This window comes from Phyllobacterium sp. CL33Tsu, from assembly GCF_900113985.1.
Classification (GTDB): domain Bacteria; phylum Pseudomonadota; class Alphaproteobacteria; order Rhizobiales; family Rhizobiaceae; genus Phyllobacterium; species Phyllobacterium pellucidum.
Map to the genome: position 1 here is coordinate 1,397,413 of NZ_FORJ01000001.1, position 19,272 is coordinate 1,416,684.

A 19,272-nucleotide genomic window follows, 5' to 3' on the forward strand; every position below is an offset into this window, starting at 1 on the left:
GTTCTAAGCTACAGCATTTGTCGGGGGAAATGTTGCAAAAGAGTCGTAAAAACCGGGTCTGGGGCGCTCTATTGCCCAAATCCGGCGATGACCCCATATTTCGAGGATGACCGAAAGCGCGCTCCACCCCCATATTCCCGAGCATCGCCGCAGCCAATTGATCAACATGCTGCACACCTGGCTGCTGCTCGCAGGCAGCCTTGCGCTGCTGATCGCCTGTGCCTGGACCCTGGCAGGGCCGGCAGGCATTGCCTATGCCCTCGTCTTCGGCGGCATCAGCCTTTATGCGATCAGGCGCATCAGCCCGCAAATGGTGCTTGCCATGTACAAGGCGCGGCGCGTCACCCGTTCGGAATTTCCGCAAGGTTTGGCAATCGTCGAGGAACTCGCCCGCCGGGCCGGACTTGCAGCCGTGCCGAAGCTCCACGTCATCCCCTCGAGGATGATGAACGCCTTTGCCGTCGGCTCCAGAGAAACGGCGGTCGTCGCTGTTACCGATCAGTTGGTCAGGACCCTGACCGCGCGCGAACTTACCGGCGTTCTCGCCCACGAAATAAGCCATATCCGCAATGAAGATTTGCGGGTCATGGCGCTTGCCGACACGGTCTCCCGCTTCACGTCGCTGATGTCGACGATCGGCATTGTCTCGCTGCTTTTCAATATTACCTGGCTCGCCAGCGGATCGACGCCGCAGATACCCTGGCTTGGGGTTCTGGTGCTGCTGGTGGCTCCGACGGTCGGCGGCCTCCTGCAAATGGCGCTTTCGCGTACCCGCGAATTTAATGCCGATCTCGGTGCCGCCATGCTCACCGGCGATCCTGAAGGCCTCGCCCATGCGCTGACGAAGCTCGAAAAGGCGCAAGGCAAGGTTTGGGAAAGCCTGATCCTGCCAGGCGGGCGCATACCCGATCCCTCGGTCCTGCGCACGCACCCGCTGACCGAAGCGCGGGTGGCGCGGTTGCAGGCCTTGAAGGATGCCTGCGCGGTTGTGGCGCGGGGCGAAAAGATGCGAGACGACATTCTCATCAAACTGGCGCTTGAGCCGCAGGAGCATATTCGCACCCGCCCGCGATCAGTCCCGCAGATTGGCCAGCAGTATGGCCGCTGGAACTCCAACAACCTTGAGATCCTGTCACTCATCAATACGCAGGCGACGCATCCGGTCGTTGCCGACAAGGATGCCGACTGCGAGGCCTGCGCCGCAAGCCTTTATACCCCCGACGGCGATCCGCGAGTCCATGTCACCCGCGGCGGGGTTTATTGGTAGGTACCTCCCCCCAAAATAAACTCTGCTTTTGCTGAAAAAACATCCAGACCGCGACTTTGGTTCAATTGTCACCACGGTTTTCATCTGCTGAATTTGCCTTTTCATAGGGGAATTCAAATGAACTTAAAAATACTTTACCTTTTTCCACTTTTAGCCCTCGCTGCCTGCGACAATTCCGATAACCCGGCCCCGGCAGGTGCAGCACTTCCCGCCGAAGTATCCTCGGCTGGAACCTTTGAGGCATCGCCTCCGGCAGCGCCGCCAGAAACCACTGAAGCAGTCTCGCCGGAACCCGCTGCACCGGTGGCGCTGATCCCCCCGGACGTGACGGTCGACCCAGGCGCCGCCGCTCGGCTTAAGGCCGCAGAATTGATGAAGGCAGGCAGGCCCTACGAGGCCGTGGAAGCTCTGAAGGGAGCGGGTCTCGACGAAGAAGCCTATGCACTGGTTGCACCGGCGGATTATGCATTCCACCAAAAGGACCATCCTGCGACCGCGACGGCGCCGGTCGACGAAACGCCATCCTCGATGCGTCACTCGATGACGATCAATGGCAAGACGGTCTGGTTTACCGCCAAGGCCGGTCACTATATCGCCTATGCGCCGAAGGACCCAAAAAATCCTGACAAGAAAGACGCGAAAGCTGCGATTTTCTATGTGTCCTATACGCGGGATGACCTGCCTCCTGAAAACCGCCCCGTCACTTTCTTCTTCAATGGTGGACCAGGGTTTCCCGCGCTGTTTTTGCATGCTGCTTCGTGGGCACCGAAACGCTTCAAAATGGACACGCCCAATCTTCCGAAACTTAAGAAGGACCTGAAATTTCCGCTTATCGACACTTCGGATACGCTGCTCGACCAGACCGATCTGGTCTTCGTTGACCCCGTCGGCACAGGTTTTTCCGAAGCGATAGCTCCGCACAAGAAAGAAGAATTCTACGCCCCCACTCCCGACGCGGAGATAGTTCGCGATTTTGTTGCACGCTATGTCAGCAAGAACAGCCGGCAGAGTTCGCCCAAATACCTTTACGGGGAATCCTGGGGCGGATCGCGGGTCGCCTATGCCGGCGCGCTCATAGAAGACGCGGGTACCAGTCTTTACGAGCCCGATCTTTCCGGCCGACCGACGAAACTGCTCACCGGCATCGTCTTTCACTCGCCGTCGCTAACGGGCGACGAATGCAAATTGTTCAATATTCCCGATTGCTATTTGACCTTGCCCACCAAAGCCATGGCGGTCGATTATTTTCTGGGTCCAGCGAAGAGCTGGCGCGGCAAACGCACCCTGGAAGAATATGCCGACTATCTGCGCGTGTTCTTCGCGGAACGCTTCGCCCCCACATTCGTGCAGTATAACAAGAAGGAAAAAGTACCGAAAACTGGAGGAAAGAGCGGCTTGCCGCTTGCTTATCAGCCTAAAACTCCTGAGGTACTTGCTTTGGCGGAGTCAACATTGACCGAACTACGGAATATTTTCGGCGATCCTTCCCTGACGGTGGAAGAAGCGTTCTCGAACTATGGCGATATACCCGTCAGAGTCCCAGGACTTGGCGGAGGCCTTTACGACATGCGAACCAAAGCCGACGATTACGACGTAAACCTCTTTGAAGTGCCGATCTTCGGTAATTACCTCAGTACTATGCTTCCAGCATACGTCAATTACTTCAACGAAAATAAATATTTCACAAATATTTGCGATTGCGCAATCGATGACAGGGGCATCAAAGGTGCCGGTATGTTCAGTTATAAAGATCATTTGAGGGGCGGTGTCGTTGAAATAGCGCAGGCACTCAAGCTCGATCCCAAATTGAAGATGCTTGTCATTCATGGCTACTACGACATAGTAACGACATTCCTGGAAACCGAGTCGCTATTGAAATATGCCGGGCTCGACAAAATCGTACCAGTGAAAGTATTCGAGGGAGGGCACATGATGTACTATACGGAGGCGGCGCGGGGACCGATGAAGAAAGCGCTGGACGAGTTCTACATGGCGCAACCAGCAACGACCGTTGCCTCACAAAACTAGAATCTGGGCCTAAGCGGCAAACAAGATGAAAACCGGCGGCGCGACCGCCGGTTTGCATGCAGCGCGCCGAAACGTTCAGCTACGGCGCGCGGCGAAAAGATGCCGGACGACATTCTCGTCAAACTGGCGCTTGAGCCGCAGGAGCATATTCGCACCCGCCCGCGATCAGTCCCGCAGATTGGCCAGCAATAGGGACGCTGGAACTCCAACAACCTTGAGATCCTGTCACTCATCAATACGCAGGCGACGCATCCGGTCGTTGCCGACAAGGATGCCGACTGCGAGGCTTGCGCTGCAAGCCTTTATACGCCGGACGGCGACCCGCGAGTCCATGTCACCCGCAGCGGTCTATTGGTAGGTCAGAGAACCTTCCCTAAATAGCTTACTCTTTTGCCTAAAAAACATTCAGATCGCGACTTTGGTCGAATTGTCATCACATATTTCATCTGCTGAATTCACCCATTCATAGGGGAATTCAAATGAACTTAAAAATACTTTACCTTTTTCCACTTTTAGGCCTCGCTGCCTGCGACAATTCCCATAACCCGGCCCCGGCAAGTGCGGCGCCCGCCGTCGAAGTTTCCTCGGCGGGCACCTTTGAAGCAGCAGCTTTGCCAGAAACCACTCAAGCCGTGACGCCGCAAACACCGGTAGCGGTGGCGCCGGAAACGACTGTAGAGGTGGTGCCTGAAGTCACCGAACCAGTGCAGCCGGTTCCCCCGTCCGTAACTGTCGATCCCGGCGCCACCGCCCGGCTGCAGGCCGCAGAATTGATGAAGGCGGGCAAGCCCTACGAGGCCGTAAGCGTCCTGAAAGAAGCGGGGCTTGACGAAGAGGCTTATGCGCTGATTGCTCCGGCGGACTATGCATTCCATCAAAAGGACCATCCTGCGACCGCGACGGCGCCGGTCGACGAAACGCCATCCTCGATGCGCCACTCGATGACGATCAATGGCAAGACGGTCTGGTTTACCGCCAAGGCCGGTCACTATATCGCCTTTGCGCCGAAGGACCCCAAAAACCCAGACAAGAAAGACGCGCAGGCGGCGATTTTCTATATGTCCTATACGCGGGACGACCTGCCTCCTGAAAACCGTCCCGTCACTTTTTTCTTCAACGGTGGGCCCGGTTCTTCCTCTGTGTATTTGCATACTGCTTCATGGGCCCCGCAACGCCTTAAAGTAGACACGCCCAATATTCCAAAACTTGCCAAGGACCTGAAATTTCCGCTTATCGACAATGCAGAGACACTGCTCGACCATACGGATCTTGTCTTTGTCGACCCTGTCGGCACGGGGCTATCAAAAGCAATCGCGCCGCACAAGAATGAAGAATTCTACGTCGCTGACACGGACGCAGCTATAGTTCGGGACTTAGTAGCACGCTACGTCAACACGAACAGCCGGCAGAGTTCGCCCAAATATCTGTACGGCGAATCCTGGGGCGGTTCGCGCATCGCCTTTGCCAGCGCGCTCATGGAAGACGCTGGCATCAGTCTTTACGAGCCTGATCCTTCCGGCAGACCGACAAAGGTGCTCACGGGCCTGGTCTTCAACTCGCCGCTTCTGAACGGGAGTTCATGCGACCTGTTCAATTTGTCCGGTGGTTGCTATCTAACCTTACCAACCAGAGCCTTTACGGTCGATTATTTGCTGGGTCCAGCGAAGAGCTGGCGCGGCAAACGCACCCTGGAAGAATATGCCGACTATCTGCGCAAATTCTCCGAGGAACGCTTCGCGCCTACATATGTGAAGTACAACGAAAAGGTTCAAGAACCTGGAACTGGAGGAAAGAGCGGCAAGCCGCTGGCCTACAAGCCAAAGACGCCTGAGGTACTTGCTTTGGTGGAGTCAACACTGACCGAACTGCGGAATATTTTTGGCGATCCTTCGATGACGGCAGATGAAGCGTTCACGAAGTACGGCGATATATCCATCAAAGTACCTGGGTTCGGCGGCGGGGTCTACGACACGCGGTTGAAAGCGGATGACTATGACGTTAACCTCTTTGAAGAGACGATTTTCGGCGACCACATCAGTTCGAGATTGCCGACATATCTCAATTATTTTACCGAGGGTAAATACCTCACAAATTGCGGCTGTAAATTTAATATGAAACGCAACCCGGGCGGCGTGCTCGAAATAACGCAGGCGCTCGCGCACGACCCCAAATTGAAGATGCTGGTGCTTCATGGCTACTACGACATGTCGACGCCTTTTTTCGGTAGCGAGTCAACGTTGAAACAGGCCAAGCTCGACAAAATCATACCCGTGAAACTATTCGAGGGTGGCCACATGACGTACTATACGGAGGCGGCGCGGGGACCGATGAAGAAAGAGCTGGACGCGTTCTACATGGCGCAACCAGCAACTACCGTTGCCTCAAAAAATTAGAACGCGGGCCCAAGCGGCAAGCAAAGATGAAAACCGGCGGAGAGACCGCCGGTTTTTTATTTAAAGTCGCCAAAATCTCAAACCGTTTCCCAGGCCCCGCTCTTATCGGCGCGGTAGATCGCATCGATGAGCTTCTGGTTGCGCACCGAATCCTCCAGCGTGAAGATTTGAGCCTTCCCACCCTTGGCGGCGCGGGCGAAGGCCTCGACCTCCAGACGGTAGTGGTTCACATCGCTGAAGTTGAACTCGGTCGCGCTGCTATGGTTGGCATTATGCAGCGTGATCTTGGCATGATCGTATTTGCCGGTGTTGAACGGCGCCAGGACCTCGATAAACCCCTTGTCGCCGTGGAATACGATCGACTGGCGGGCGGCGAGTTGCGTGGCGACGTAGAACGTGAGTTCGAACCCGTCAAAATCCGCCCGGACGCTCGCAAAGCGATCGGTGCCGAATTCGGGATCGCGCTCGACGCTTGCGGCGACCCGCAACGGCTCCTTGCCGGTAACGAAGCGTGTCGCGACCGTCGGATAGACGCCGATATCGGGCAGGGCGCCGCCGCCGAGCGACACCTGATTGCGCATATTGTTGGCGTCCTTGTTGAAATAGGTGAATGCCGCCTGCACCTGGCGCAGTGTACCGATGGCGCCGTCGGCGACAAGCTCCCGCACCTTCAGCCATTGCGGATGATAGGTGACCATGAAGGCCTCCGAAATCAAAACGGCATTCTTGTCGCGCGCGGACAGCAGCGCATCGATTTCACCGGCATTGAGCGAAATGGGCTTCTCACACAGGACGTGCTTGCCGGCCTCGGCGGCTTTCAGCGACCATTCGACGTGCTGGGCCGTCGGCAGTGGGATATAAACGCCGTCGATTTCGCTGGACGCGAGCATATCCTCATAGGAGCCGAATGCATGCGGCGCGCCGAAACGATCGGCAACCGCGCGCGCCCTCGCAAGATCGCGGCTGGCAATTCCGGTGAGAACACCGTTTTCCGCGTCGCAGATTGCCGGAATGACGGCTGTCACTCCGATCTTGGCAGTTGATAAAACACCCCAGCGGAACATGACGGCTTCTCCTGTTTCGGCGAATGGAAGCACTGCTCTAGGTCGTAAAGCGGAAGAAATCAATGAAGGCGCGCAGCGCCGGGCGCATTTGCCGGCGGCTCGGATAGTAAAGATAGACGCCCGGAAATGGCGCGCACCAATCTTCAAGGACGCAGCGCAGCCGACCGTCGGCAATCGCATCCTGCGCCATATGCTGGAGGAGAAAAGCGAGCCCCGCACCGCCAAGAGCGGCGGCAATAACCAGGCCGTCATCGCCAAGGATCAATGGGCCGTTCACATCGATGACGATCTCCTCGCCATCCTTTTCAAACTCCCAGCGATAGACCTGACCGCTTGCGAAGCGACGACGGATACAGCGATGCGCGGCAAGATCGCGCGGATGCAACGGCAGCGGGTGCTCATCGAGGTAGGCAGGCGCCCCGACGATATTGGCATGGATCGGACCGCTCAGCGGTACGGCGATCATGTCGGGCTCGAGGCTTTCGCCGAGGCGCATGCCGGCATCAAGACCGGCGGCGACGATATCATTGAACGGTTCCTCGACCCTGAGTTCCAGCGTGACCCCGGGATAGGCCGTGCTGAAGGCGGCGAGCCGCGGAGCAAGCAGCCAGTGGGCCGCGAAGGGCGGAACACTGAGGCGCAGATTGCCGGCAACGCGATTATTCGCTTCCTTGACCGCATCGAACGCGAGGTCGATCTCGCCGAGCGCCGGGCGCAGCCGCTTCAACAGCAGCGCGCCTTCCTCGGTGACGGTGACGCTGCGCGTGGTGCGAGCCAGCAACCTGACGCCCAGGGCCTGTTCGAGACTGGAGATGGCATGGCTCACTGCGGATGGCGCTATGCCGAGTTCCTTGGCGGCACCGCGAAAACCGCCGCAAGCGGCGACGCTGGCGAAAACGGCAAGTTGCGGCAGGCGGGATCGTTCCATTGATCTACCATATCGAACAAGCTGTGCCATCGACAAGGAATTATCGAACACTCCGACAGGCCTTATCTTCGACTCACCACACGAGACAAGGAGATCAGTGATGGAAAAACGCAAACTTGTAACGGAACTCAACGTCTCGGCCGTCGGTCTCGGCTGCATGGGCATGAGCTTCGCCTATGGCGGGCAGGAGGAAGCCGATGCAATCCGCACGCTGCAGCACGCAGTGGATATCGGCGTCACCTTCTTCGATACGGCCGAGGTCTACGGCCCGTTCGAGAATGAGATTCTGGTCGGCAAGGCGCTGAAGGACCGCAGGGACAAGGTGGTGATCGCCACGAAATTCGGCTTCAAGATTTCAGACGAAGGCGTGGGCGCAGCCCGCATGGCGGGCGTCGACAGCCGGCCGGAGCACGTGAAAGCAGTCGCGGAGGCATCGCTCGGACGCCTCGGCATTGAGCAGATCGATCTCTTTTACCAGCACCGCGTTGATCCGAACGTCCCGATCGAAGATACGGTGGGCGCAATGGCCGACCTCGTAAAGCAAGGCAAGGTCAAGGCGCTTGGCCTTTCCGAAGCGAGTGCCGCCACGATCCGCCGTGCGCACAGGGTGCATCCGATCGCCGCTGTTCAGAGCGAATATTCCCTGTGGAGTCGCGATCCCGAAGACGAGGTTCTTGCAGTCTGCAAGGAGTTGGGGATCGGCTTTGTTCCCTATAGCCCGCTCGGGCGCGGCCTTCTGACCGGCACGATCAGCAAGCCCGACGAACTCGGAACGGATGACTGGCGGCGGACACTGCCGCGCTTCCAGGCCGAGAACATGGATGCCAATGCGGTGCTGATCGCCACGCTGAAGGGCCTTGCTGGCGACAAGGGTGTCACCCCGGCGCAGCTCGCGCTTGCCTGGGTGCTGCACCAGGGTGATTTCATCGTACCAATACCGGGCGCACGCAAGATCAAGCACCTCGAGGAGAATGCCGCCGCGGCTGATATCGAATTGTCCACGGCGGACCTTGCGAAGATCGGTGATGCGCTCTCTCCCAACCGCGTTGCCGGCAAGCGCTATACCGAGGCGGCTCTCGCCCTCGTCAACGGCTGATTGCAACCGCAGGGCGTTTCCGACAGGGCGCCCTGCCATTCCTTCCAGAGGCTTGACAGACTGCCGACCCCCGGTGCCTATAACCGCCGTTCGCCACTTTTAAAAATGCGTCGGCGGTTGTATATCGCGCAGGATCGATTTGTCTCAACAAGCCGCGCCGTTGGCCAATCTATAATGGCGCTCAACTGGAACATCATGGAAAAAGCAACGAAAAAGTCGCTTAGGCGCTGGGGTATCGGATTGGTTGTACTGGCAATTATCGCCTGGTTCGTACCCTATCTGGTGATCTTCTATCTGATCTGCGGCATCTATGATTTGTCGCGCAACAAGAATCTCAACTTGCAGGTGATCGAGCAGTATTTCTTCGGCAACGGCATTTTCACCTGGGTTCTTTCGCCGCTGAATATCATTCTCGACCTTCTCTCGCTCCCTTATATCAACAAGGGCGTTTACCGCCTGCAGGACCTGCCTTCCGACTATCAGGCGGAGGTGAAGCGCCTGATTACGGCGACTCAGAAGGAGAATATCGTCGGCCAGTTGCAGCAGCGCGCCGAGCAGCAATCGCGCAGCATGTTCTTCTTCAAATGGTACGGCAAGGATCAGCCAAGCTTCGCCAACGTGCCTTCGTTCTACGAGAAGTACAACTTCGTGAAGACGATCGGGGTTTCGGTCTTTAACAAGAAGAATTCGACGTCGAAGCACTTCGGGCCGATGCGCGCAACGATCCGCGTCCTCTACAATATCAACGACATGAATGACCGCTCGGCCTATATCTGGTGCGGCGACACCACCAGTTACTGGAAGGACGACAAGCTCTTCATCTTCGATGATACGCTGATGCACCAGTCAGTGAACCAGACCGACCAGACGCGCTATTGCCTCTTCGTCGATATCCTGCGCCCGTCCTACGTACCGGGATTCTTCGCCGCCGTCGTCGCCTTCATGGGCGTCGTCCTAAAGGGCAGCAATTCGGTATTCTACAAGAACTGGAAGGTCATTCAGAAGTAAGGCAAGGTTCGCCTGTGCTTCTCCTTCGCCTAATAGACTCTGCCATTATCCTCGGGCTCTTGTCCCGAGGACCCAGGCGGATCGCAAATGACCCGCGATAGCAGTGAAACGACGTGGTCCGGGGAGGGCGGTTATCCCCTCAAGACGCCCCCGGTCTGCTTGGCGACATTCTCGACAATCCGCTTCGAAAGCGCCTCCAGATCCTCGTCGTTCAGCGTGCGCTCCTGCGGCTGGATCGCCACCTCGATCGCCACGGACTTCTTGTCTGCGCCCAGCGACGCACCTTCGAACACGTCGAAGACCTGAACGCCTGTCACCAGCTTCTTGTCGCCGTTGAGAGCGGCCTTGACGATTGCGCCAGCTTCAACGCCCTTGTCGACGATGAACGCAAAGTCGCGGCGAAGCGCCTGGAAATCGGATAGGTTAAGCGCGGGCTTGGTACGCGTCGCCTTCAGCTTCGGCTCCGGGATAGCGTCGATGAAAACCTCGAAGCCACAGAGCGTGCCGCCGACATCGAGCGTTTCCAGCGTCTTCGGATGGAACTCGCCAAAGGTGCCGAGAACCACTTTGGGACCAAGCTTGATCACCCCCGACCGTCCGGGATGGTACCAGCCGGGAGCACCGGATTCGATCTGCAGCTTGTCCACCGGCGCGCCGCAAGCCTCGAGCACGGCGAGCGCATCGGCCTTGGCGTCGAAAACGCCAACGGGCGCGGCATTGCCGGACCAATGGCGGCCTGATCCGTCGAGACGGGCGGTGCCACGGCGAACGCCAGCGGCAACGCGCCGTTGCGCTTCCGGTGTGTCGCCCTCATAGGTTCCGGAAACCTCGAACAGGGCAAGATCGCTGAAGCCGCGATCAGCATTGCGCTGGGCGGCGGCAAGCAGGCCGGGCAGCAGGGAGGGGCGCATATCCGACATATCGGAAGCGATCGGATTGGCGAGCTTCAATTCCGGCTGGCCGCCACCAAATGCCTTGGCCGCCGTTTCGGAAATGAACGACCAGGTGACAGCCTCCATCATGCCCCGCGTGGCCAGTGCCCGGCGGGCGTGGCGGGTGCGGATCTGCAGGGTTGTCAGAATCTTGCCGTTGACCGTCGCATGGCTCGGCAGCGCTTGCGGCTCGATGAGGTCGACGCCGTGAATACGCATGACCTCCTCGACGAGATCGGCCTTACCGTCGATATCGGGACGCCAGGAGGGCACGATCACGTCCACAGCCTCGCCCGTGCCTTGTGGCACGAAACCCAGGCGCGAAAGGATGTTGAGACTGGTTGCGGCAGGCACCTCGATGCCGGTCAGACGCTTGACGTCCGATAGCGGGAAGCGGACCACCTTCGGCGTGTGGCCTTCATAGCCGACGACCTTCGCCTCCGACGGCGTTCCGCCGCAGAAATCGAGCACAAGCTGCGTTGCCAGTTCAAGCCCCGGAATCATGAACTCCGGATCGACACCGCGCTCGAAGCGGTAACGCGCATCGGTGATGATGCCGAGATTGCGGCCGGTGCGAGCAATGTTCATCGCATCCCAGAGGGCCGATTCAATCACCACATTGGTGGTGTTTTCGTCGCAGCCGGAATGTTCGCCGCCCATGATGCCGCCGATCGACTCGACCCCATCGGCATCGGCGATGACGACATTGTCCGGGCCGAGCTTGTACTCCTTGCCGTTGAGGCCGAGGATTTCCTCGCCTGCCCTGGCATGGCGAACAGTAAGATCGCCCTTCACCTTGTCGGCGTCGAACACGTGCAGGGGCCGGCCGCGGTCGAAGGTCAGGTAGTTGGTAATATCGACAAGCGCATTGATCGGCCGCAGGCCAATGGCGATCAGCCGCTGCTGCAGCCATTGTGGGCTATGGCCGTTCTTGACGCCCTTGACCGTGCGCCAGGCGAAACCCGGGCAAAGGTGGCTATCAACATCGAGCGAGACGCCAACCCGAGGCTCTCCCGTTCCCTTCACCGGCGCTATCGCCTGTTGCCTGAGCTTGCCGATCCCGGCGGCAGCCAGGTCGCGCGCGATGCCATAGACACTGGTGCAATCCGGACGGTTGGGCGTGAGATTGATCTCGATGACAGGATCGTCAAGCCCGGCATAGGCGGCAAAGCTGGTGCCGACAGGTGCGTCTTCCGGCAGGTCGATAATGCCATTGTGCTCGTCAGACATCTGCAATTCGCGTTCCGAACACATCATGCCATGGCTCTCGACACCGCGAATCTTGCCGACCGACAGTGTAATATCAATGCCCGGGACATAGGTGCCGGGCGACGCAAACGCGCCGATCAAGCCGGCGCGCGCATTGGGTGCGCCGCAGACAACCTGTAGCGGTTTGCCGTCGCCCGTGTCGACGGTCAGAACCTGCAATTTGTCGGCGTCGGGATGGCGGGCCGCAGTCAGCACCTTGGCAATGACAAAAGGCTTCAAGGCCGCCTTGTCGTCGAGCGATTCCACTTCGAGCCCGATCATCGTCAGGGTCTCGACAATCTTGTCGAGCGGCGCATCGGTTTCGAGGTGGTCTTTTAGCCAGGAGAGTGTGAATTTCATGATTTCACTCGTTTTCAGATTTTAGCGTTGGAGCGTTTCGACAAGGCCAAGCCGCTCGCACCGGAAACAGGTTTTCTAGCGCTGCGCTCACGCGCTGAGGCCGCCAAACAGGGTCGGCATGTCGAGCGGGCGGAAGCCGTAATGCGAAAGCCAGCGGACATCCGCATCGAAGAAAGCGCGCAGATCCGGCATGCCGTATTTCAGCATGGCAATGCGGTCGATGCCCATGCCCCAGGCAAAGCCCTGATACTCATCGGGATCGAGGCCGCCGGCGCGCAGCACATTCGGATGCACCATGCCGCAGCCAAGAATCTCCATCCAGTCATTGCCCTCGCCGAACTTCACTTCCTTGCCGGAGCGATCGCACTGGATGTCGACCTCAAGCGATGGCTCGGTAAACGGGAAATAGGATGGACGGAAGCGCATCTTCAACGACGGCACTTCGAAGAACGCCTTGCAGAACTCTTCGAGCACCCATTTCATGTTGGCGACATTCGCCGTCTTGTCGATGACGAGGCCTTCGACCTGATGGAACATCGGCGAATGGGTCGCGTCGGAATCCATGCGATAGGTTTTGCCCGGAATAACGATGCGAATCGGCGGCTTCTGGTTCTCCATGGTGCGGACCTGAACCGGGCTCGTATGCGTGCGCAACACACGCCGTTCGCCGTTGGCATCCGGATTGAAAAAGAAGGTGTCGTGCATCTCGCGCGCCGGATGGCCTTCCGGGAAATTAAGCGCGGTGAAATTGTAATAGTCGGTCTCGATGTCTGGCCCTTCGGCAATGGAGAAGCCCATGTCGGCGAAAATTGCCGTGATCTCGTCGATGACCTGGCTGATCGGATGGATGCGGCCGCGCTCTACCGGAGCGGCGCGGACCGGCAGCGTGATGTCGACCTTTTCCTTTTCGAGACGAAGAGCGATGGCCACATCCTTGAGGGCGGCCTTGCGGGCCGTCAGCGCTTCGGTAATACGGTTTTTCAGGCCATTGATGGCCGGGCCCTGGAACTGGCGCTCTTCCGGCGACATTGCGCCGAGCGACTTCAGCTTCTCCGAGATCGAGCCCTTCTTGCCGAGTGCAGCAATGCGTACGGCCTCGATGGCCGCTTCGTCATTGGCTGCCGCAATCTGCGCGGCAAGCACGCTTTCCAGTTCTACCAGGTCGTCCATCGTTCATCACCTGTCTGATCGTCAATGACAAAAATCGAAAAACCCGCGCCAGCCGAGCCAGCGCGGGTTTCCCAAGTCTAATTTTCCGAAAATGCTTTGGGAGCGCTGGGCTTAGTGGACAGCGCCTTCAAAAGCGTTCGGAGTGGTATTCTTGAGGTACTCAAGCGCCTTCTTGGCAGAAGCGACGAGTGCACCGAATGCTTCCGGCTCGTGGATCGCGAGATCCGACAGAACCTTACGGTCGACTTCGATACCCGACTTCGACAGGCCGTCGATGAAACGGCTGTAGGTCAGGCCATGCTCGCGCACGGCGGCATTGATGCGCTGGGTCCAGAGCGCGCGGAACGTGCGCTTCTTGTTCTTGCGGTCGCGATAAGCGTACTGCTTCGAACGATCAACGGCAGCCTTTGCGGTGCGGATCGTATTCTTGCGGCGGCCACGGAAACCCTCGGCCTGCTTCAGAACTTTTTTGTGCTTGGCGTGGGACGTAACGCCCCGTTTTACACGTGCCATGATATGATCTCCTTGTCTTAAGGACTAAAAACGCGCCCGGCTTAGAGGCCGTTGGGCAAGAACTTCTTCACGATCTTCGCATCGGCATCGGAAAGAACCATTGTGCCACGTGCGTCACGGATGAATTTGTTCGAACGTTTGATCATGCCATGGCGTTTGCCAGCGGCGGCGGCTTTGACTTTGCCAGTCCCGGTTACTTTGAACCGCTTCTTGGCAGCAGATTTGGTCTTCATCTTGGGCATTTTGCTACTCCATTCTTCTAAAGGAGCCAAGTCGTTTCTGTGAAACGGCGGCTCCTGTTTTTCCACTTCAGGCCGACCAAAGCCTGAAAGCATACAAAACCGCCACGGCATGCCCTGCCGGGCGGTTTGAACGGGGCCTTATTACCAGAAGTCTGAAAAAGCGCAACAACTGAATCGATCAAGGCCGATTGTAAATGAAAAAGCCGCCCGAAGGCGGCTCTTGATCCGAGGAAAGCGCCTGTCAGCGCGGTGCGAGCACCATCATCATCTGGCGGCCCTCAAGCTTCGGCTCCGCCTCGACCTTGGAAATCTCGACAGTATCTTCCTTCACCCGGTCGAGCAGACGCATGCCGAGTTCCTGGTGCGCCATTTCGCGGCCGCGGAAACGCAGCGTTACCTTGACCTTGTCGCCCTCATCGAAGAACCGCTTGATCGCCTTCATCTTCACATCATAGTCATGCGTATCGATGTTCGGACGCATCTTGATTTCTTTGATTTCGACTGTCTTCTGCTTCTTGCGCGCCTCAGCGGCCTTCTTCTGGCCCTGGTACTTCAGCTTGCCCAGATCGACGATCTTGCAAACCGGCGGCTCGGCATTGGGGACGATCTCGACGAGATCAAGTCCGGCCTCATCGGCCATGGCCAGTGCTGCCTGAATGGTAACGATACCGTGGTTTTCACCTTCGGCATCGATCAATTGTACCTGAGGTACGCGGATATCGCGGTTCGAACGAGGTCCATCTTTCTGGACCGCCTGTGCTCTAAAGGGTCGGCGAATGGCAGTAGTCTCCTTGAATTATTTCGGTCAACGCAAATAGCACCGTCGGACCAGCGCCGCAATGCTTCTATGCGTCGGGCCCATGCGAATACCATTTTTTTCGGGATAAATCATCCATGACAGACATAGGATTGTTTCAGTTTTATGCAATATCGCGGGCTTTATTGCCAGGTGCGAACATGGCAAAAGGCAGTATAGCGATAGATGACAGGCATGCTCATGGACATTACCCCGCCCCAGTTCCACACCGTCGATGGGATCGAGATTGCCTACCGCAGGCGGAATGGAGGCGAACCCGGTCTCGTCTGGCTCGGCGGCTATCGCTCGGACATGCTCGGCACCAAGGCCGAATGGCTCGATCAATGGGCTGCAAGCAGTGGCCTTGCCTATCTTCGGCACGACTATTCCGGGCACGGCGAATCCCGCGGTGAATTCCGCGACGGCACGATTTCGCTCTGGCTCGAACAGACGCTGGCGGTGTTCCGCGATTTCACCTCCGGGCCCCAGATCGTAATCGGCTCGTCGATGGGCGGCTGGATTGCCCTACGCCTCATCGAAGAACTGCAGAAGGTCGGTGAAGGCGGACGGGTCGCCGGCCTCGTCCTTATTGCGCCGGCGCCCGACTTCACCTCGGAACTGGTAGAGCCGCAACTGACCAACAAGCAGCGGCGGCAGATCGCCGAGCTTGGCTATATGGAAGAGCCGTCGGAGTATTCGCCGGAGCCCTATATCTACACGAAGAAGCTGCTCGAAGACGGGCGTACCAACCAGGTATTGAAGGGCGTCATCCAGACCGACTGCCCCATTCACATTCTCCAAGGCATGAAGGACGACGACGTTCCCTATCGCCATGCGTTGCGACTCGTCGATCATCTTCCCGTCGACGACGTGACGATCACCCTCGTTCGCGACGGCGACCACCGCCTTTCCCGCCCGCAGGACCTTGAACTTCTGACGCGAACCGTGTCTTCAATGGTCGATCGCATCACCCATCCAAAGTCCCGCCCGCCCGTTCAATAGGTCACCCTCATGCGCTTTTCAGTGGTTGCTTCTGCCGTCGTTGCTGCGGTCGTCGGTTTTGGCGGTACACTGGCGCTGATTATCGCGGCGGCGCAGGCGCTGGGCGCGACACAGGCCGAGACCGCTAGCTGGGTCACCGCCGTCTGTCTCGCCATGTTCTTCGCGACCGGCTACCTCAGCTGGCGCTACAAAATGCCGATCATCAGTGCATGGTCGACCCCCGGCCTTGCGCTTATCGGCGGATCGATCGGCTTTACCATGCCTGAGGCCGTTGGTGCCTTTATCGTCACCGCCCTTGCCATCATCCTTACGGGGTTGATCAAGCCGGTCTCGGCTTTCGTCTCGAAGATCCCGGCTTCCATCGCCTCGGGCATGCTTGCCGGCGTGCTCTTTGCCTTCCTCATCGGCGCGGCGCGAACCATACCGGTTGATCCGCTCTTTGTTTTGCCGCTGGCGGCGCTGTTCTTCGTCACCCGGCTCTATAACCCTGCCATGGCCGTGCTCGCGGTGCTTTTCGGCGGCGTGATATACGCCTTTGCCAGCGGGCGCGTGGCTAGCGTCCCCTCGGTTGAACTGTCGACGTTGACGCTGATCATGCCGGTGTTTGACTTGCGCGCCATGATCGGCCTTGCCCTGCCGCTATATCTCGTCACCATGGCTTCGCAGAACTTGCCGGGTTTTGCGGTCTTGCGCGCTGCAGGTTACGAGCCGCCGACGGCCGCGGCTTTGCAGGTGACCGGCCTCGTCTCGCTCCTGAGCGCGCCCTTTGGTGGGCACACCAGCAATATGGCGGCGATCTCGGCCGCCATCTGCACCGGTCCCGATGCCCATCCTGACCCGCAGAAGCGTTGGCTGACGGGACCGTTCTATGCGCTTTCCTATCTGATATTTGCGATCTTCGGCGCCTCCCTCGTCGCGCTCTTCGCGGTTCTACCGGCGCCGCTGATCGCGCTCGTCGCCGGCCTCGCCCTCATCGGTGCATTTACCAACGCGCTTTCGCTCGCGCTCAAGACAGAAAAGGAGCGCCTTGCCGCAATCGTGACCTTCGCGGTCACTGCATCCGGCATCTCCATCGCGGGAATCGGCGCGGCCTTCTGGGCGCTCGTTGCGGGCCTGCTCGTCTATTGGCTCGATCACGTAAAGAAAGCGGTCTGATTCCAAAGGCTTGTCGCATTTGGAGTCACGTTTTCTTGAAAAGCCAAAATTTCCTTCCCATGTCGTAATCGATCGACCAATCGGGGTCGGGCTTTCTTCAGTAAGGAAGGGCTTTAGATGAACAATGCTGCTTTGATCCGGCCAGGCTGGACCCCGGCGACCATCGCTCTGATGATTATCGGTTTCATGCTGTTCTGGCCACTTGGCTTAGCCATGCTTGCCTACATTGTCTGGGGCAACCGGTTTGGCGGTTTCAAACACGAAATGAACAATGCCGCTGAAAACGTTTGCGGTGCGTGGCGCCGCAATCGCCGTTCGCAGCGTTTCGGCAGAGGTCCGTTCGGCACCGGCAACGTCGCCTTCGACGAATGGCGCGAGAAGGAACTGGAGCGCCTCGACGAGGAACGCCGCAAGCTCGAAGAGATGCGCGCCGAGTTCGAGACCTACGCGCAGGAACTGCGCCGCGCCAAGGACAGGGAAGAATTCGACCGGTTCATGGCCGATCGCAACGCCAGGAAGTCTTCGGGATCGGTTCCTGATGTGAATGAAGGCAACGGCGAATAACCCTGTTTCAATCGTTCGTTGCTGTATGAGGCGGCGCCGGGATGTCCCGGCGCCGCTCCTGTTTTGGCTGGCGACACCCCTCGAATCAACTAAAGTGGCCGAATGATCCTGTCCCTGTTTCGGAACCCGCCGAAAAAGTCCGCCACGCTTACGGCTGAACGCAGCTATGAGGTAGCCGGGCGCGTTCTGCCGCTGCGCGTGATGGAGAACCCTCGCGCTACACGCTTGACGCTGCGGATCGACGCCGGTGGCAAGGGGCTGCGCATGACGGTGCCGCCCGGCATGCCGGCGCGAGAGATCGACAAGTTCCTCACGCGCCACGAGGGTTGGATCGAGACCCGCATCTCCAAGATGCCCGACCAGCCCAAGGTGCGCCCCGGCGTGAAGATACCGGTGCGAGGTGTGCCGCATCGCATCGTTCACGAACCCGCCAAGCGCGGCACGGTGCGGCAGGAGCCGGGACCAGACGGGCCATTGCTCATCGTTTGCGGTGACCGCCCGCATCTTGCCCGCCGCGTCGGCGATTTCCTCAAGCGGGAAGCCCGCCGCGACCTTGAAATGCTCGTCGCGCGCCATACTGCGGCTGTCGGCCGACGCGCAAAAGCGGTGCGGTTGAAGGATACGAAAAGCCGCTGGGGCTCCTGTACCTCCGATGGCACGCTGTCCTTTTCCTGGCGCATCATGATGGCCCCGCCGCCGATCATCAATTATCTGGTCGCGCACGAGGTCGCACACCTTAAGGAAATGAACCACGGTCCGAAATTCTGGAAGCTGTGCGGCGAGCTTTGCCCCGATACCGATCGCTGCAAGGCCTGGCTGAAGCGCAATGGCGGCGCATTGCAGGCAATCGATTTCAGCTGATGGCAGTCGATCTTCCAATGCCGGTTTTGCAGGCCGCAAAAACGCTGTGGGAGTATCACCACATCTACGATCCGCTCGCCAAGGCGGACCTGATCATCGGGCTCGGCAGCTACGATCTGCGCGTCGCCGACCATTGCGCCGCATTGTTTCACCAGGGTCTGGCGCCGCGTATTCTCTTTACCGGCAAATCCGGCAACTGGACCGGCAACCTTTATGAAAGCAGCGAGGCAGAGGCGTTTGCGCACCGTGCCGTCAATCTTGGCGTGCCCGCCGTCTCCATTCTCATCGAGCCCCACGCCACCAATATCGGCGAGAATATCCGCTTTGCCAGATCAATGGCCGGCGAGCATATCCAGCGGGTCATTATGGTCACCAAGCCGCAGACCCAGCGGCGCGTCCGCGCCACGGCGGATGCACAATGGCCTGAAGTTACAACGCTGGTGACCGCACCACTTACCCGTTTCGAAGACCAACCGACGACGGCCTATTCGCTTGAGGGCCTTATCAACGAGATGGTCGGCGACGTGCATCGCATGAGGATTTACCCCATCAAGGGCTATCAGACAGCGCAATCCATCCCCGTATCCGTCGCGGATGCGTTCGAATTTCTTGTCGCGAAGGGCTATCACCACCATCTGTGACAGA

17 protein-coding genes are annotated in these 19,272 nt (G+C 58.6%); 10 read left to right on the top strand and 7 right to left on the bottom strand.

All coding sequences use genetic code 11. The annotated features are described in order from the left end of the window. Positions 1–106: 106 nt before the first annotated feature. The 3 genes from BM074_RS06775 (at position 107) to BM074_RS06785 (ending at position 5,688) form a co-directional block, all read left to right on the top strand. Positions 107–1,267 carry a zinc metalloprotease HtpX gene (locus BM074_RS06775; protein WP_091920651.1) on the top strand — a complete coding sequence of 387 codons (1,161 nt, stop codon included), beginning with the start codon at positions 107–109 and terminating at the stop codon, positions 1,265–1,267. Positions 1,268–1,807: 540 nt separating this feature from the next. After that, a complete protein-coding gene (locus tag BM074_RS06780; protein ID WP_175498917.1) occupies positions 1,808–3,295 on the top strand; it encodes a S10 family serine carboxypeptidase-like protein in 1,488 nt (495 codons plus the stop codon). A 479-nt stretch (positions 3,296–3,774) separates the two neighbouring features. Next, positions 3,775–5,688: a S10 family serine carboxypeptidase-like protein gene (locus tag BM074_RS06785; RefSeq protein WP_091920654.1), complete on the top strand. Its 1,914-nt coding sequence runs from the start codon at positions 3,775–3,777 to the stop codon at positions 5,686–5,688. Positions 5,689–5,765: 77 nt separating this feature from the next. Here BM074_RS06785 and BM074_RS06790 read toward each other — a convergent pair whose 3' ends face one another. Further along, positions 5,766–6,752 carry a Gfo/Idh/MocA family protein gene (locus BM074_RS06790; RefSeq protein WP_091920656.1) on the bottom strand — a complete coding sequence of 329 codons (987 nt, stop codon included), beginning with the start codon at positions 6,750–6,752 and terminating at the stop codon, positions 5,766–5,768. A gap of 37 nt (positions 6,753–6,789) precedes the next feature. After that, a complete protein-coding gene (locus tag BM074_RS06795; protein ID WP_091920658.1) occupies positions 6,790–7,680 on the bottom strand; it encodes a LysR family transcriptional regulator in 891 nt (296 codons plus the stop codon). Between the two features lie 100 nt (positions 7,681–7,780). On the opposite strand from BM074_RS06795, the gene BM074_RS06800 reads away from it, so the two are divergent. Then, on the top strand, positions 7,781–8,776 hold the full coding sequence (locus BM074_RS06800) for an aldo/keto reductase (protein ID WP_091920660.1): 996 nt from the start codon (positions 7,781–7,783) through the stop codon (positions 8,774–8,776). A gap of 240 nt (positions 8,777–9,016) precedes the next feature. Then, positions 9,017–9,784: an aspartyl/asparaginyl beta-hydroxylase domain-containing protein gene (locus BM074_RS06805; RefSeq protein WP_162737113.1), complete on the top strand. Its 768-nt coding sequence runs from the start codon at positions 9,017–9,019 to the stop codon at positions 9,782–9,784. A gap of 131 nt (positions 9,785–9,915) precedes the next feature. Here BM074_RS06805 and pheT read toward each other — a convergent pair whose 3' ends face one another. From pheT to infC, 5 genes are all read right to left on the bottom strand, one after another. Continuing rightward, positions 9,916–12,324 (bottom strand): phenylalanine--tRNA ligase subunit beta, encoded by a 2,409-nt coding sequence (gene pheT, locus BM074_RS06810; RefSeq protein WP_091920662.1) that lies wholly within the window; start codon positions 12,322–12,324, stop codon positions 9,916–9,918. An 87-nt stretch (positions 12,325–12,411) separates the two neighbouring features. Then, positions 12,412–13,494: a phenylalanine--tRNA ligase subunit alpha gene (gene pheS / locus BM074_RS06815; protein WP_091920664.1), complete on the bottom strand. Its 1,083-nt coding sequence runs from the start codon at positions 13,492–13,494 to the stop codon at positions 12,412–12,414. A 111-nt stretch (positions 13,495–13,605) separates the two neighbouring features. Then, on the bottom strand, positions 13,606–14,007 hold the full coding sequence (rplT, locus tag BM074_RS06820) for a 50S ribosomal protein L20 (protein WP_027230884.1): 402 nt from the start codon (positions 14,005–14,007) through the stop codon (positions 13,606–13,608). A 41-nt stretch (positions 14,008–14,048) separates the two neighbouring features. After that, positions 14,049–14,249 (bottom strand): 50S ribosomal protein L35, encoded by a 201-nt coding sequence (gene rpmI / locus BM074_RS06825; RefSeq protein ID WP_027230885.1) that lies wholly within the window; start codon positions 14,247–14,249, stop codon positions 14,049–14,051. 241 nt (positions 14,250–14,490) lie between these two features. Next, complete coding sequence (gene infC, locus BM074_RS06830) at positions 14,491–15,027, bottom strand: translation initiation factor IF-3 (protein ID WP_036813559.1); 537 nt, start codon at positions 15,025–15,027, stop codon at positions 14,491–14,493. Between the two features lie 204 nt (positions 15,028–15,231). Between infC and BM074_RS06835 the strand changes: the two genes are divergently transcribed. The 5 genes from BM074_RS06835 to BM074_RS06855 all read left to right on the top strand — a co-directional run bounded on the left by BM074_RS06835 (position 15,232) and on the right by BM074_RS06855 (position 19,268). Continuing rightward, positions 15,232–16,047, top strand: a complete 816-nt coding sequence (locus BM074_RS06835; RefSeq protein ID WP_244506661.1) for an alpha/beta hydrolase — start codon at positions 15,232–15,234, stop codon at positions 16,045–16,047. A gap of 9 nt (positions 16,048–16,056) precedes the next feature. Beyond that, positions 16,057–17,202 carry a benzoate/H(+) symporter BenE family transporter gene (locus BM074_RS06840; RefSeq protein ID WP_091920666.1) on the top strand — a complete coding sequence of 382 codons (1,146 nt, stop codon included), beginning with the start codon at positions 16,057–16,059 and terminating at the stop codon, positions 17,200–17,202. A gap of 117 nt (positions 17,203–17,319) precedes the next feature. Continuing rightward, complete coding sequence (locus tag BM074_RS06845) at positions 17,320–17,766, top strand: DUF2852 domain-containing protein (protein WP_091920668.1); 447 nt, start codon at positions 17,320–17,322, stop codon at positions 17,764–17,766. A 102-nt stretch (positions 17,767–17,868) separates the two neighbouring features. Continuing rightward, positions 17,869–18,627, top strand: coding sequence for a M48 family metallopeptidase (locus BM074_RS06850; RefSeq protein WP_091920670.1), 759 nt, complete (start codon positions 17,869–17,871; stop codon positions 18,625–18,627). Continuing rightward, positions 18,627–19,268, top strand: coding sequence for a YdcF family protein (locus tag BM074_RS06855; RefSeq protein ID WP_091920672.1), 642 nt, complete (start codon positions 18,627–18,629; stop codon positions 19,266–19,268). The genes BM074_RS06850 and BM074_RS06855 overlap by 1 nt, the downstream gene beginning before the upstream one ends. Positions 19,269–19,272 lie beyond the last annotated feature (4 nt).